Genomic DNA, 14,449 nt, shown 5'->3' on the forward strand with positions numbered 1-14,449 from the left:
GGCGGCACGGGCAACGTCACCGCGCAGCGCGGCGCCGTTCCACGGCCGCCCGGATGCGGCTGAACAGGCGGTTCATCCGGCCGGGTTCGGTTCGCCACGCCTTGCCCGCGGCGAGCTGCGACTGGCGCGGGTCCACCGCATCCACCGTCGCCGGGTCCTGCTCGGCGTCGGAGGTCAGCGACCGGACGGCGGTGTTGAGCACGGCGAGCAGCGGGACGGCGAGCAGCGCGCCGACGATTCCCGCGACGACCACACCTGCCGCAACGGCCAGTACGACAGCGAGCGCGTGCAGCCGCACCGCCCGCCCGAGCAGGAGCGGCTGCAGGACGTGGCCTTCGAGCTGCTGCACGCCGATCACGACGCCGAGGACGATGAGCGCGGCGATGGGTCCGTTCGCGACGAGCGCGATGAGCACCGCGATCGCGCCGGTCAGCACGGCACCGATCGTCGGGATGAACGCGCCGAGGAACACCAGCGCCGCGAGCGGGATGACGAGCGGCACACCGACGATCATCAGGCCCAACCCGATGCCGACGGCGTCGACGATCGCCACCAGGACGGTCGCGCGCACGTACCCGACCAGCGCGGCGAACGCCCTGCGCCCCGCGACGTCGACCCGGTTGCGGCGCTGTCCCGGCATCGCTCGCAGCAGGAACCGCCAGATCCGCGGGCCGTCGTAGAGGAAGAAGATCAGCGAGAAGATCGTGAGCAGCACCCCGGCCGCGACCTCGCCGACCGTCGCCGCAGTCGTCAGCGCGCCGGACGTGAGGGCGTCCCGGTTGGCGGTGATCGCGGCGCTGATCTGGGCCGGGACGTTCAGCATCCAGTCGGCCGGCAGGTTGAACGGCGGCCGCATGAGCATGGACTGGATGGACAAGATGCTCGCCTGCAGCTGCTGGCGCAGATCCGGGAACCCGTTGATGAAGGTGTTGACCACGAACGAGAGCAACCCGCCGAGCACCGCCAGCCCGCCGACCAGCACCAGCGCGGTCGCCGCCCCGCGCGGCACCCGTCGCGCCGTCAACCAGAGCACGGCGGGCACGAGCAGTGCCGATAGCAGGATCGCGATCGCCACCGGGATCACGACGACACGCAGCAGCACCACGAGGTAGATCAGCAGCGCTAGCCCGGCGGCGATGACGAGCAGCCGCGCGCACACCTCCGACGACACCCGCAGCCAGGTCGGGATGGGTGAAGCGGGCGGTGCTGCCGGTGCTGCCGGTACGGGGGTGGGGGCGGGGCGATCCGGGTCGCTCACGCGTCGAAGGCTACGCGGAACGAGGGCCGGCACCACTCGAATCGGTGCAGTTGCGCGTCGCTGCGGCCCGGCGCGCCACCACAGCGCCGCGAAGCGCGATATGACTCACCCCGCACCGCGAGGCCTGATCGTCCAGGTGTCGATTCCCTGAGGTTATGGGCAGCCGTTGGTGCTCCCCCCGGAGGCTCTTCTCAGCACACTGCGCTGAATCACACACGTGTGATTGACGGCTGATCGGGAAATGGCTGGCCCGAATCAGCGATGAACAACTACGGAGCGTGGCATGAAGTGAAAAGGTGTTACTGCGAACAGTCCAGCGCGTCGGCGGGTCGGCCGGCCTTCAAGATCACCCTGACGTGCTGTCCGAGCTTGCCGGCGCGGTGAAGCACAACGAAGACGATCCTGTTTCCCCAGGTCAGGAGGTTGGGTTCGGAGCGTTCGAGCAGTGCTGGCGATAGCACGACCCGCGCGGCAACGCGTGGATCAACACGGGTGTCTCGCGCGTCTCGTTCGGGATCCCCGAACCGGGAACTCCGGCCGCCCGGCGCGGTTGCGCCGCGGCTGCGCGATCTTCGTCCGGTCATACCGGGTGGTCCCGGCTGCAGCGAGGTGCGGTTTGCGTACTCGTGTGAGTGCGGCGACACGCCGGGATCCACCCGAACGAATGGATTCAGCCGGAAAAGCTGTAATGGTCGCTCCGAACCCGTTTCCCCGCCCGGGTGTCCCCGTTGTGGGTGTCAGAGTGCGCCGAACGGCCGAGCCGCGACAGGGCGAAAAGGACCAGCGTCCGGCGCGCGATGATCACGGAGGTGAACGCGTGTCCGACCTTGTACGGGGTCACGGCGGGTGGGGTTCGACCCGCCACCCCGCGACCGACAACGAATGGGGCAGCCAGGCCGCGGGCCGGCATGCCATCAACGAGGACGCCCTGCTGACTCCGATCTTCCACGCGCTGGCGCACGGCGGGTGGCGTAGCCGGCAGCCCGAGCCCGCCCAGCCGCAGCAGGCACCGGCGGCGCGGCAGACGCCGGCGCGGCAGGCACCGGCACTGCAGTCGGTGGGATCACGGCAGGCGCAGGCGCCGCACGCGGCGGCGCGACAGCAGCTCGCCGACCCGGTGAGCGAGTTCGAGCGCGACCCGCTCACGGCGCCCATCCCGGCGCAGGCGTTCATCCCCGCGCCCGCGACCCCCGATCGGCGCCGGACGAGCTCGCACTCCGCAGGCGAGCAGCGTGGGGAGACCAGGGAGCCCGGCCGGCACCACCGTCGTCGCTCGCCGTTCGCCCTGTACCGCTGAGCGCCTGCTGCCACGAGCCGGTTTCACCTGAGCCGGGCACGCTGATGCGCGCACGCTGAGCCATGCACGCGGCCGCTGGGGAGCGGGCCGCAGGGACGGCGGGGGATTCGCTGTCCTGCACCGAAAGGGGCCGGTGCTGCGGTGGAGGGTTCGCCGCCGCAGCACCGCCCCGGCTGAGCCGCGGTCCCTGCAGCGAGCGCGGTTCGTCAGCGCATATCGGTCAGCGCAGTCCGGCAGCCACCGCACGCAGCGCCGCGGTGGCCGACGACCGGTCGACCCTTGTCGGCTCCCCGCCCGCGAGGACCTGCTCTCCTGCCACCCACACGTCGCGCACCAGTCGGGAGCCTCCGGCCCAGACGAGGTTGGAGAGCAGCTGGGCGTCGTCGTCGGGGTCGACGAAGGCGGGGTCGGTGAGGTCGACGTGCACGAGGTCGGCCCACCGGCCCCGCTCGACCGTCCCGATGTCGTCGCGTCCGATCGCGGCCGCCCCGTCGCGGGTGGCCATCAGCAGCAGCTCGGCGGCGGTGAGCGCCGCGGCGTCGCCGCTGGTCACCCTGGCGAGCAGCCCGGCGAGCCGCGCCTCGGCCCAGATGTCGAGGTCGTCGCCCGAGGCCGGACCGTCGGTGCCGAGCCCGACCCGGACGCCCGCGCGGCGCAGTGCCGACACCCGCGCGATGCCGGCGGCGAGCTTCGCGTTCGAGCCGGGGCAGTGCGCGACGGCGACGTCGTTCGCCGAGTACAGGGCGATGTCGTCGTCGGTCAGCTGCACCGAGTGCGCGGCCAGCACGCGCCCGCCGAGCGCGCCCACCGTGTTCAGCAACGCCGGCACCGAGCCGTGCGCCGCCCGCTGTGCGATGTCCTCGTCGGCCGCCTCCGCCACGTGGATGTGCATCAGGGCGCCGCGCTCGCGGGCGTGTTCGGCGACGGAGGCCAGCGCCTCCTCGGGCAGCGTGTACGCGCCGTGCGGCCCGTAACCGAGCTCTATCCGCTCGCCGGGGCCCGAGTGCAGCCCGCCGGCGTCGATCCGCGCCGAGATGTCGTCGCGCATCTCCTGCCAGGTGCCGAGCCGCTCCCAGCCCGGCGCGGCGATGATCCCCGGCGTCAGCACCACGCGTGAGCCGACCGCCGTGACGGCGTCGATCACGGCGTCGCTGAAGAAGTACATCTCGACGCTGGTCGTGCAGCCGGTGCGGAGCAGCTCGATGCAGCCAGCCGTCATGCCGGCGTGCACCTCGGGCCCCGCGAGCTTGCCCTCCGCCGGCCACATCACGTCCTGCAGCCAGCGCATCAGCGGGAGGTCGCCGCCGAGCCCACGCAGCACGATCATCGGGGTGTGCGCATGGGTGTTGATCAAGCCGGGGAGCAGCATGCCCGGCAGCGCCTGGACGGGGGCGGCGCTCTCCGGCGCGTCGGACCTGCGCCCGACCCATTCGATCCGCCCGGATGCGTCGACGTCGACAACGGCGTCGCGCAGCACCGAGCAGCCCTGGTCGCAGGGCAGCACGACCGGGGCGGTGAACCGAACGGGTCCCACTGTCATCTGCCCATCATCTGCGGGGCTCCAGCAACGAGCGCAGCGAGCGGAACGGCGGGAGCCACGCGCCGGTCTCCGGCAGCGAGTCGAGCGTGATGCGCGGCAGCGGCTCGCGGAAGACCCCGTCGATGTCCTCGAGGTCGATGAAGTCGATCACCTCGGAGGCCAGCGCGAAGCTGGCGTGCTCGCGGAACCCGATGACGGTGACGGTCGTGCCGTTGCGTTCGAGCTCCTCCAGCGGCTCCCGGAAGGCCCGCCCGTCACCGGACGCGACGACGACCTGGCGCAGGCCGCCCTCGCCCGCACGCATCTGGATGTGCGCGAGCATGTCGTCGTCGATGTCGGAGTCTTCGCTGACCTTCGGCTTGGCGAAGACCGCGAACCCGACGTTGCGCAGCGCCTCGACCCAGGGGCGGACCACCTCGGTGCTGCCGGGGACGACGTTCGTGAACACCGTCGCCTCGGCCGTGCCGTCGGGGCCCGCGAGGTCGAGCAGCCAGCGCCCCACGGCGTCGAACCGCGGGCGGAACGCCGAGGTCGGGCGCGCGCCGAGGAGCGTGCCGAGGCTCATGTCCATGTTCGGCGCATCCCAGACCAGCAACGTCCGCGGCGACGGACCGAGCGGGGCGGTCACGTCGGGATTGCCGTGCTGTTCCGGAACATGGCGAGACCCTATCCGTAGCTGGATAGCATTCCGATCAATGGATGCTGAGAGCCGGGACCCTGCTGAGATCGCGCGCCGAACCGCTGCGGCGATGGAGAAGGCCGACGAGGCCGGTCGCCAGGCGGGGGTACGGCTGCTGGCGGTCGGGGTCGGGACGGCGCGGGTCGCGCTGACCGTCGAGCCCCGCCACGTCAACGGCCATGGCATCTGCCACGGCGGCTACCTGTTCCTGCTGGCCGACGCCGCGCTCGCGTACGCCTGCAACAGCTACGGCGTCTCTGCGGTCGCCGCCGGCGCGGACATCGCCTTCCTGCGGCCGGTGCCCGAAGGGGTCGAGGTCGTCGCCGAAGCCGTGGAACGGGCCACGACCGGCCGGTCGGGCCTCTACGACGTCACAGTGCGCGTCGACGGCGAGGCGGTGGCCGAGTTCCGCGGGCGCACCCGCCAGGTCCCCGGCCTCCCGGCCCCCACGTAGACCGTCGACAACGACGTTTTGGCTGTTTTGAAACGTTCCAAGCAGCCAAAACGTCGTTGTCGACGCTTACGGGTAGAGGAAGGCCGGGCGCGTTTCCGGGTCGGGCTCGTCGAAGTCCCGGTGGTAGACGGGGGTCAGCCCGCCGGAGACGGGCGGGACGATCCAGCTCCAGTCGGCGGGGCAGCGCCGGCCGGCCCGCTCCTCCTTCGCCACGTGGGTCAGGAAGCGCGATGACTCCGAGTGGTGGTCGGCCATCGTGACGCCCGCTATGTCGAACGAGTGGTGCACCGCGCGCACCATCTCCACGAGCGCGCGGTCGCGCCAGAGCGTGCGCTCCGAGCTCATGTCCAGCCCCAGCCGCTCCCCGACGACAGGCAGCAGGTTGTAGCGGTCGGCGTCGACGAGGTTGCGGGCGCCGATCTCGGTGCCCATGTACCAGCCGTTGAACGGCGCGGCCGGGTACGTGACGCCGCCGATCTCCAGCGGCATGTTGCTGATCGCGGGCACGGCGTGCCACCGCAGCCGCAGCTCCGCGAACCACGCGTAATCCGGGTGGACGAGCGGCACCTCGTGCACGGCGTCGCGCGGCACGTCGAACAGCTCCGGCTGCTGGTCGCCGCCGGAGATCATGAGGGGCAGCACGTCGAAGCGTCCGGCCGGTTCCGGCCGCTGCCAGCCGAGTTCGACGGCGTGGTCGGTGAAGTCGGCGTTGCGGCCGTCGCCGCGTACCTCTCCGCCCGCGGTGCGGTGGCCGGCGTAGCGGATGAGCTGCTCGTTGTGGATGCGCGGCCCGGGGCGACCGGGGCGGTCCGGCGCGAAGATCGTGATGGTGGAGCGGATCTTGCCCGCGCGGGTGGCGGTCCGCAGGTGCTCGACGCACTGCGCCGCGACCGCCGATGGGGAGCTGACGTGACGGAAGTCGCGGACGCGCAGGCTGTTCCAGTACAGCCGCCCGATGCACTTGGCGGCGTTGCGCCACGCGATGCGGGCGCCGAACTCGAGCTCCTCGAGCGTGTGCGTGTAGGTGCCGGTCGTGTCGATCTCGTGTCGGACCTGCTGCAGGCGCCGGTCGAGCGTCTCCGCCGGCACGGTCTCGCTGTGGAACTGCTCGAGGAACTCCTCCGCGGCGTCGATGTCGCTCGACTTCGCGTGCTTCGGTTGCCCGTGGGGCACGGGGCAGCGCTGTTCGGGGAGCGTCGGGAGGGACTCGACGACCGACGTCATGCAGGCCCCCGGCGGCCGATCGCGACGTCACCGGGCGTCGCCGGTGACCTCCACAACTCGGTCACCCGTTACCTCCGCGTGTCCAAAGGACCAAGGACCCCGCTCGGGGCATCATCTTCCTACCGCCTCACGTCGAGTGACTGCCGGACGGCCCGACAGCGCGCCTTTTGTAGAGCAGATCGTGCACGCTCCGGCCCTCTGAGCTGGCGCGTTGCTCGAACTTCGTGAGCGGACGCCAATCGGGCCGAGGGATCTCGCCGCCTTCGAGCGAAGGCTCTTCGTCACAGACAGTGCGCATCTGCACGGCATAATCGGCCCAGTCGGTGGCCATGTGCAGCGTGCCGCCGATGCGCAATCGTGATGCGGCGAGCGCTACGACGTCGGGCTGGACGAGCCGCCGCTTGCGGTGCTTGCGCTTCGGCCACGGGTCCGGGAAGAAGATCCGGATCCCGTCGAGCGAGCCGGGAGCGACACACGTTTCGAGCAAGGCGACGGCGTCGCCGCGCAGCACCGTGATGTTGCTGAGCCCGGCCTCGGCGATCCGCATGAGCAGCTGCGCGAGGCCCGGCTCGAACACCTCGACGGCGATGTGGTCGGTCCCGGGTGCCTCGGCGGCGAGCTGGGCGGTCGCCTCGCCCATCCCCGAGCCGATCTCCAGCACGAGCGGTGCGGTGCGGCCGAACCACGCCGGCGGGTCGAACGGTTCGCGCCCGGCGAGCAGCTCGGGCACCTCGTGGCCGCGAACGGACCACCAGCGCTCCCACGCGCTCTGCTGGCCCGCGGTGAGCCGGGCCCGGTGATGGACGAAGCTGGTGATCGGCGGGTGCTCGCCGACCGCTCCCTGCTCACCCATCTCGCCGCACCACTCCTACAGGCTCGCGACGGCGATCCACCCGCCGATGCTCGGCCAGGAGCGTACGCAGCATGCGTGCCCTCTCTGCCAGCGAACGACGGCTCGGTTCTCCGAACAGTCGTTGCCGCTCGACCGACGGTACGTCTGCCACGACGAGCCCCGCCGCGACCGCTCGGCAGTTGAGCATCGGCACGATCTCCGGACCGTCACCCCAGAACATCTCGTCGACCGGCATGTCGACGGGTGGCAGGTGCAGCCGCGGCAGCACGTCGGCCCAGAACGCGTTGTACCCGTAGCACAGATCGCTGTAGCTGGTCCCCAGCAGCGCGTTGGCCAGCATGTTCAGCGTGGAATGGGCCAGTCGGTCGCCCGCGCCGATCGGGTCGCTGCCCCCGCCTGCCGTGAACCGACTGCCCTTCGCGAAGTCGGCACCGGCGACGAGGGCGTCGACGAACGCGGGCATCTCGGCCGGATCGGCGGTGCCGTCGCCGTCGAGCACGACGATCGCGTCGCCGGTGGCCGCGGCGAAACCGCACGCCAGCGCATTGCCCTTGCCACGGCGTGTCTGCTGCACGATCCGCACGTCAGGCAGCGCGCGGAGCGCGACGGCGAGCGAGTCGTCGGTGGAATGACCGTCCACGAGCACAACCTCGTGGACGGCGGGTCGGACGGCCGCGATCGCCGGCAGCACCAGCTCGAGGCTGCGGGCCTCGTTGCGGCAGGGCACGACGACGCTCACCGCCGGACACGGCCCGCGCTCCGGTTCGTGCGCCTGTTCCTGCGCCTCCGTGACCGACGAGATGACGCTCACCAGACCTCCGATCCGCCGTGACCCGCCACTGTGGCGGGTGGTTCCTGATGAGAACGAAGGGGCGGTAGGTCGGATGTGTGCTCCTATGGGCGAACGTGATCCGACCGTGACCGCCGCCGGGTAGTGCTACGGCACCACGAAGGGCGTGATCGGCGAATCCTGCTACCCATGGGTACACCGACCGGCTCCGATCCCTTCGCCGCGCTCGCCTCCGAGCTCACCGCGCTCGGGCGGCGGCTCGACGGCATCGGCGCCGAGCTGATGACGCTGCGGCCGGAAGAGCGGCCCGTGCAGCCGGCCCAGCCTGCGCAGGCTGCCCCGCCCGCCCCGCCCGCGCCCGTGCCGCCGTCCGTGCCGGGATCTGGGTGGCCGGTGCACCCGCCGCAGGGCTTCCAGCAGCCCGGGCCCATCGCGGGGACGGTTCCTGGGCCGATACCGGGCCCGATTTCGGGGCCGCAGCCGGCGCAAGCCGGGCCGTGGCCGAACCCGTACGCCCCGAACCCGTACGCACCCAATCCGTACGCCCCGAGCCCGCAAGCCCCGAACCCGTACGCGCAGGCCCCGCGGCCGCCGCAGCCCGGTGCTCCGGCACGGCCCGCCGAGCCGCGGCCGCCGTTCTGGACCCGGCTCAGCGGCGCTCGGCTGCTCGCCTGGACGGGTGGCGCCGTGACGCTGCTCGGTGTCGTGATGCTGATGGTGTTCGCGGCAGCGCGCGGCTGGTTCCCGCCGGAGGCGCGGATCGCGCTGGGCGGGGTGCTCGGCGTTGTGCTCGTCGGGCTCGCGATGTGGCTGCACCGCAAGGAGACCGCCCGGACGGGCGCGCTCGCGCTCGCCGGCACCGGCTTCGCGACGCTGTACCTCGTCGTCGCCGCGGCGATGAACGTCTTCGGCTACCTCGACCCGTGGGCGGCCGTGATCATCGCGCTGGTCGTCGCCGGTGCCGGGCTCGGGATCGCCGACCTGTGGCGTTCGCAGCTGCTCGCGTGCGGAGTGGTCGTCGGCGCTGTTGCGCTCGCCCCGGCGCTGGCGTGGGGCTGGATGCTCGTCGCGCTGGCGTTGGCGCTGCAGCTGGCCGCGCTGCCGGTGCTGCTGCGCAGGCGGTGGGGGGTGCTGATGCTGATCGCCGCGGCCGGATCGGTGCTCTACGGCATCCCGCTCGCCGTCTTCGACGGGTCGGCGTCGCCCGCCGAGCAGGTCACCGCGATCGTCGTCAGCCTCATCGTGCTCGCCGTCGGGCTCGGCACCGTCGTGCCGGCCGCGCGCCGGCTCCCCGTCGGGATGGTCGTGCCGGTGCTCGCGGCCGGGCCGCTCCCCGCGCTGTTCGGCGGCATCGCGATCGACGGGTGGCTCGGCGCCGCGCTGGCCGCGGGCGCGGCGCTCGCACTGGCGGGGCTCGCCGCCGTCCCCGGCCTCGACAAGCAGCTGCGGCTGACCGCGACCATCGCTGCCGTCGTCGGGATCACCATCGCGACGGCCGTGGCGCTGGACGGCTCCACGTACACGATCGTCGTGCTCGGGCAGGCGGTCGTCGGGGCGGTCACGGCGTACGTGCTGCGCAGCAGGTTCGCGATGATCGTCGCGATCGTGCTCGGCGTGATCGGGTGGGTCCGAGCGCTCGTGGTTGACCTGCCGCTGCGGCTGCTCGTCGCGCCCGAGCTGCCCTGGTACGGCCACCAGCACGAGCTGGGCGCCGGCCTCGCGGTGGCCGCGCTGCTGCTCGTGCTGGCCTGGGCGGCGCTCGTCGCCGGCGGCCGGCTCGGGTGGATCAGGCCGACGGCCGACTCGGCGGTGATCTGGGTGCCGATGGGGCTCGGCGGCCTCTACGGCGCCACCGGCGTGGTCATCACCGCCGCGCTGCTGGTCGCCCCGACCCGCGACGCGTTCACCGCGGGCCACGCCGTCGTCACGGTGTCGTGGACGATCGCGGCGCTCGTGCTGCTCGCCCGCGGGATCAGCCGCACGGCGCTGCGCGTCGCGGGGCTCGTCCTCGTCGGCGCCGCGGTCGCCAAGCTGGTGTTCTTCGACCTCGGCGCGCTCGACGGGATCGCCCGGGTGATCGCGTTCCTCGGCGCGGGGCTCGTGCTGCTCGCAGCGGGCACGAAGTACGCCCGGATGGTCGCCGAAGCCGAGCGGGAGCCCGCCGACAACGATGCTGCGGCTGTCCCCGGGCCCCCGGAGCAGCGATAACGCTCCTGCGTTCGCAGGTGCACACGGTTGTGAGCGTTCCGCCGCGCGGCCCGTCGTGCGGTGGGACGGTCGGGGCATGCCCGATCGGTTTGCCGACGCCGTGCGTGCGCGCCGCGCCGAGCTGCGTGCCGAGCGGGCGCTGCTCGCCGGCTCGCACCGCGCCGAGTTGCGCAACGAGCTGGCGCTGAGCAAGGTCGAAGCGTCCGCGACGGCCGAGGCGGCGTTCGGGCGGTTGACGCGTGAGGTCAGGCAGCACCTCGACGCGGCTGGTCGTCGGCACCTGCGGGCGCTTCCTACGCTGGTCGCCGAGGCGCTCGCCGCGATGGGGGTCGCCACCGGCGGAGCGTGGGCCGCCGCCCTGCGGCCTGCATTGCGCCGGATCGCGGCCCGCCGCTCGCTCGCGCTGCCGCCCGGCTGGCCGCACCTTCCCGAGCACCGGATCGGCGTCGCCCCGCCCGAGCCGGAGCCGGCCCGGCCGACGCTCGCGCTGCTCGTCGGGGCCGCCGGCGGGGTCACCGCGTCGCGGGCGGTCGTCCTGCCGCTCGTGCTGTTGCCGCTCGCCGGTCTCCCTGCGATCGGCGGTGCCGGCCTGTTGCCGCTCGGGGCGGGCGCGGCCGTTGCCGGTGCCGTCGTCGCGCTGCGCTCGCACGGCACGTCGTTGCGCCGAGCAGCGCTCCGCCGGGCCGTCGACGACGCGCTCGTGGCCGCCCGCACCGCGCTCGACAACGACCTCGCCAGGCGGTTGCTCGAGGTGGAACGCACGGTCGGGGTCGAGCTGGACGCCGCCGCCGCGGCACGGCTCGCTGTGCTCGACCGGGAGCTGCGCGAGATCCTTCCGGGAGGAGAGCCGTGAACGCACGTTGCCCGAGCGCCGTCCCGGAGGAGCCCGAGCTGCTCGGTCTCGCCGTGACCAGCGGGTTCGACACCGACGGCGACGGCCGCGCCGACACCGTCGTGCACGGGGAGCAGACCGATCTCGTGGTGCACACCGACCTCGACGGCGACGGCTGGGCCGACCAGGTGCTGCGCATCGGCGCCGACGGTGTCGTTCGGAACGTCCCGCACGTCTCGCCTGCGCAGCCGGTGTGGGACGGGGCCGACGCGGGGTTCGCCGAATGATCGGCACGTCGTTAGGTTTGGGGGCATGGCATCCGACCGCATCGATCCCGGGTTCCGGGCGCTCCCGCTGGAGGCGATGGCCGACGCCGCGCTCGGCAGGGCCCGTGAGCTGGGTGCCCAGCACGCCGACGTGCGGGTCGAGCAGATCGTCTCCCAGGAGATCGAGCTGCGCGACGGCACCGTCACGGGAGTCTCCGACTCGACGACTCTGGGGCTGGCGGTCCGGGTGATCGTCGACGGCGTGTGGGGGTTCGCGTCGCACGTCGAGCTCACCCCGGCGCGGGCCGCGGCAACGGCGGAGCGGGCCGTGCAGGTCGCCAGGACGCTGGCGCCGGTGGCGAAGGAGCGCGTCGAGCGCGCGGACGAGCCGGTGCACGCCGGTGCGGTGTGGGTCTCGAAGTACCGGATCGACCCGTTCACCGTCCCGACGAGGGAGAAGGTCGAGCTGCTCACCGAGTGGTCGCAGCGGCTGCTGGCGGCCGACGGCATCGACCACGTCCGCGCCGGTGTCGCGCAGGTCCGCGAGAACAAGTTCTACGCCGACCTCACGGGCACCTCGACGATCCAGCAGCGGGTGCGGATCGCGCCCACGTTCGACGCGACGTCGGTCGACCGCGCGTCGGGTGGGTTCGAGTCGATGCGGACGATCGCGCCGCCCACCGGCCGCGGATGGGAGTACCTCACGGGCGAGGGCTGGGACTGGGACGCCGAGTTGGCCACCGTCCCCGAGCTGCTCGCGGAGAAGATCAAGGCGCCGAGCGTCGTCGCGGGGGCGTACGACCTGGTCATCGACCCGACGAACCTCTGGCTCACGATCCACGAGTCGGTCGGGCACGCCACCGAGTACGACCGGGCCATCGGCTACGAGGCCGCGTACGCGGGCACCAGTTTTGCCACGCCGGACAAGCTGGGGACCCTGCGGTACGGCTCGGAGGTCATGCACGTCACCGGCGACCGGACCGTTCCGCACGGCCTCGCGACGGTCGGGTTCGACGACGACGGTGTCGCCACGTCCGAGTGGGATCTCGTTCGCGCCGGCGTGCTGGTCGGCTACCAGCTCGACCGCACCTTCGCAACGAGGCTCGGGCTGGAGCGCAGCAACGGGTGCGCCTACGCCGACTCCCCGCACCACGTGCCGATCCAGCGGATGGCCAACGTGTCGTTGCGGCCCGACCCCGTGCAGGACACGAGCACCGACGAGCTGATCGCGGGTGTCGAGCGTGGGATCTACGTCGTCGGCGACCGGTCGTGGTCGATCGACATGCAGCGCTACAACTTCCAGTTCACCGGCCAGCGGTTCTACAGCATCGAGAACGGGAAGCTCGCCGGCCAGCTGCGCGACGTGGCCTACCAGGCGACGACCACCGACTTCTGGGGATCGATGGACGCGGTCGGCGGCCCGTCCACGTGGGTGCTGCACGGCGCGATGAACTGCGGTAAGGCGCAACCGGGGCAGATCGCGCCCGTCAGCCACGGCTGCCCGTCGGCCCGCTTCCGCGGTGTCAACGTGCTCAACACGCAAGAGGAGGCCCAGTGAGGGCGCAAGAGGTCGTCGAGCGCACGCTCGCCGCCGCGACGCATCTGCACGGGTGTGTCGTGCTCGTCCGCGAGAGCAGCGAAGCCGTGCTGCGCTGGGCGAACTCGACGATGACGACCAACGGACACACCACGTCCGGCCGCGTCACCGTGATCGCGATGGTCGCGGGCGAGGGCGGCACGGCCGCCGGTGTGGTCAGCTCGAGCGCCTCGATCACGGACGTCGCCCAGCTCGACGCGCTCGTGCGCGCCGCGGAGGCTGCCGCACGCGATGCGGGTCCGGCCCGCGACGCGACCGCGCTGGTGGAGCCCTCGACGAGCGACTCCGGTTGGGACGAGCCGGCCGTCGAGACGTCGATCGGGGTGTTCGGAACGTTCGCGGACGGGCTCGCGGAGGTGCTCGCCGGTCCGCAGCGGCAGTACGGGTTCGCGAGCCACGACATCACCACCACCTGGCTCGGCACGTCGTCCGGGCTGCGGCGCAGGTGGGTGCAGCCGACGGGTTCGGTCGAGCTGAACGCGAAGACGCCCGACCTCGGCAGCTCGGCGTGGACGGGCGCGTCGACGACCGACTTCGCCGACATCGATGTCGTCGCGCTCGCCGCGGAGGCGGGGCGCAGGCTGGAATGGGGCCGGCGCAAGATCGAGCTGCCGGCGGGGCGGTACGAGACGTTGCTGCCCCCGGCGGCCGTGGCCGACCTGATGATCGATCTGATGTGGTCGATGACCGGCCGCCCGGCGCAGGAGGGGCGCAGCGCGTTCGCGGGGAAGGTCGGCGAACGGCTCACCGACCTGCCGTTGACGCTGGTCAGCGACCCGGCGGCGAAGGGGCTCGAAACCGAGCCGTTCCTGACGACCTCCGCCTCCGAGGACGGCGTAAGCGTCTTCGACAACGGCGTGCCGACCCGCGCCGTCGAGTGGGTCCGCGAGGGTGTGGTCAACGAGCTGACGTACTCCCGCGCCGAGGCGGCCGAGTTCGGCACGTCGTTCACGCCGGGCGGCGACAACGTGCTGCTGACCGGCGGGTCGACGGCCACCGGCCAGGAGATGGTCGCCTCGACCGGGCGCGGCCTGCTGCTGACCTGCCTCTGGTACATCCGGGTGGTCGACCCGGCAACGCTGCTGGTCACCGGCCTGACCCGGGACGGCGTCTACCTGGTCGAAGGCGGCGAGGTGGTCGCGGAGGTCGACCACAACTTCCGCTTCAACTACTCCCTGCTCGACGTGCTGCGCCGGGCCGGCGAGGTGGGCGCCACCGAGCGCACCCTGCCGAGGGAGTGGAAGGACTGGTTCACGCGCGCCGCGATGCCGCACGTCCGCGTCCCTGAGTTCAACATGTCGTCGGTGTCGCTGGGCCGCTGAATCGGCCGTAAGGCCCACCCGGATCTGTCGTTCGGGCGCGCCAGGAATGCGCTTCGGCGCGCCATTCGTATCCGCGCCCCGCTGATGCCGTTGACTGTCATACGCGCCAAGGACGTCGCACCAACAGTG

The 14,449-nt window shown here is 72.4% G+C and carries 13 protein-coding genes; 7 read left to right on the plus strand and 6 right to left on the minus strand.

The genetic code is table 11. The features are described from left to right. Positions 1–16: 16 nt before the first annotated feature. Complete coding sequence (locus LL648_RS05530; protein WP_232661309.1) at positions 17–1,258, minus strand: AI-2E family transporter; 1,242 nt, start codon at positions 1,256–1,258, stop codon at positions 17–19. Positions 1,259–2,075: 817 nt separating this feature from the next. On the opposite strand from LL648_RS05530, the gene LL648_RS05535 reads away from it, so the two are divergent. After that, entirely contained in the window at positions 2,076–2,555 is a 480-nt protein-coding gene (locus tag LL648_RS05535) for a hypothetical protein (protein ID WP_232661310.1), read from the plus strand. A 220-nt stretch (positions 2,556–2,775) separates the two neighbouring features. Here the strand turns inward: LL648_RS05535 and LL648_RS05540 are convergent, their stop codons facing one another. Beyond that, entirely contained in the window at positions 2,776–4,095 is a 1,320-nt protein-coding gene (locus LL648_RS05540) for an amidohydrolase family protein (RefSeq protein WP_232661311.1), read from the minus strand. A 7-nt stretch (positions 4,096–4,102) separates the two neighbouring features. Beyond that, on the minus strand, positions 4,103–4,723 hold the full coding sequence (locus tag LL648_RS05545; RefSeq protein WP_232661312.1) for an NYN domain-containing protein: 621 nt from the start codon (positions 4,721–4,723) through the stop codon (positions 4,103–4,105). Between the two features lie 67 nt (positions 4,724–4,790). Between LL648_RS05545 and paaI the strand changes: the two genes are divergently transcribed. Next, the gene (paaI, locus tag LL648_RS05550) at positions 4,791–5,228 is read left to right on the plus strand and encodes a hydroxyphenylacetyl-CoA thioesterase PaaI (protein ID WP_232661313.1); all 438 of its coding nucleotides are present in this window, start codon (positions 4,791–4,793) and stop codon (positions 5,226–5,228) included. Between the two features lie 66 nt (positions 5,229–5,294). On the opposite strand, the gene LL648_RS05555 is transcribed toward paaI, so the two are convergent. The 3 genes from LL648_RS05555 to LL648_RS05565 form a co-directional block, all read right to left on the minus strand. After that, positions 5,295–6,452: a nitric oxide synthase oxygenase gene (locus tag LL648_RS05555; protein WP_232661314.1), complete on the minus strand. Its 1,158-nt coding sequence runs from the start codon at positions 6,450–6,452 to the stop codon at positions 5,295–5,297. A gap of 127 nt (positions 6,453–6,579) precedes the next feature. Further along, positions 6,580–7,305: a tRNA (guanosine(46)-N7)-methyltransferase TrmB gene (gene trmB, locus LL648_RS05560; protein WP_232661315.1), complete on the minus strand. Its 726-nt coding sequence runs from the start codon at positions 7,303–7,305 to the stop codon at positions 6,580–6,582. Further along, entirely contained in the window at positions 7,298–8,116 is an 819-nt protein-coding gene (locus tag LL648_RS05565; protein ID WP_232661316.1) for a glycosyltransferase family 2 protein, read from the minus strand. The genes trmB and LL648_RS05565 overlap by 8 nt, the downstream gene beginning before the upstream one ends. A gap of 168 nt (positions 8,117–8,284) precedes the next feature. Here LL648_RS05565 and LL648_RS05570 point away from each other — a divergent pair, with 168 nt between their 5' ends. The 5 genes from LL648_RS05570 to LL648_RS05590 all read left to right on the plus strand — a co-directional run bounded on the left by LL648_RS05570 (position 8,285) and on the right by LL648_RS05590 (position 14,320). Further along, complete coding sequence (locus LL648_RS05570; RefSeq protein ID WP_232661317.1) at positions 8,285–10,303, plus strand: DUF2339 domain-containing protein; 2,019 nt, start codon at positions 8,285–8,287, stop codon at positions 10,301–10,303. Between the two features lie 76 nt (positions 10,304–10,379). Continuing rightward, a complete protein-coding gene (locus LL648_RS05575; protein ID WP_232661318.1) occupies positions 10,380–11,156 on the plus strand; it encodes a hypothetical protein in 777 nt (258 codons plus the stop codon). Continuing rightward, the gene (locus tag LL648_RS05580) at positions 11,153–11,422 is read left to right on the plus strand and encodes a DUF6802 family protein (RefSeq protein ID WP_232661319.1); all 270 of its coding nucleotides are present in this window, start codon (positions 11,153–11,155) and stop codon (positions 11,420–11,422) included. Before LL648_RS05575 ends, LL648_RS05580 begins: the two co-directional genes overlap by 4 nt. 25 nt (positions 11,423–11,447) lie before the next feature. After that, positions 11,448–12,959 (plus strand): TldD/PmbA family protein, encoded by a 1,512-nt coding sequence (locus LL648_RS05585; protein ID WP_232661320.1) that lies wholly within the window; start codon positions 11,448–11,450, stop codon positions 12,957–12,959. Continuing rightward, positions 12,956–14,320 (plus strand): metallopeptidase TldD-related protein, encoded by a 1,365-nt coding sequence (locus LL648_RS05590; RefSeq protein ID WP_232661321.1) that lies wholly within the window; start codon positions 12,956–12,958, stop codon positions 14,318–14,320. Before LL648_RS05585 ends, LL648_RS05590 begins: the two co-directional genes overlap by 4 nt. Positions 14,321–14,449: the final 129 nt, after the last annotated feature.

It is taken from the genome of Pseudonocardia sp. TRM90224 (genome assembly GCF_021245725.1).
In the GTDB taxonomy this organism is placed as follows: domain Bacteria; phylum Actinomycetota; class Actinomycetes; order Mycobacteriales; family Pseudonocardiaceae; genus Pseudonocardia.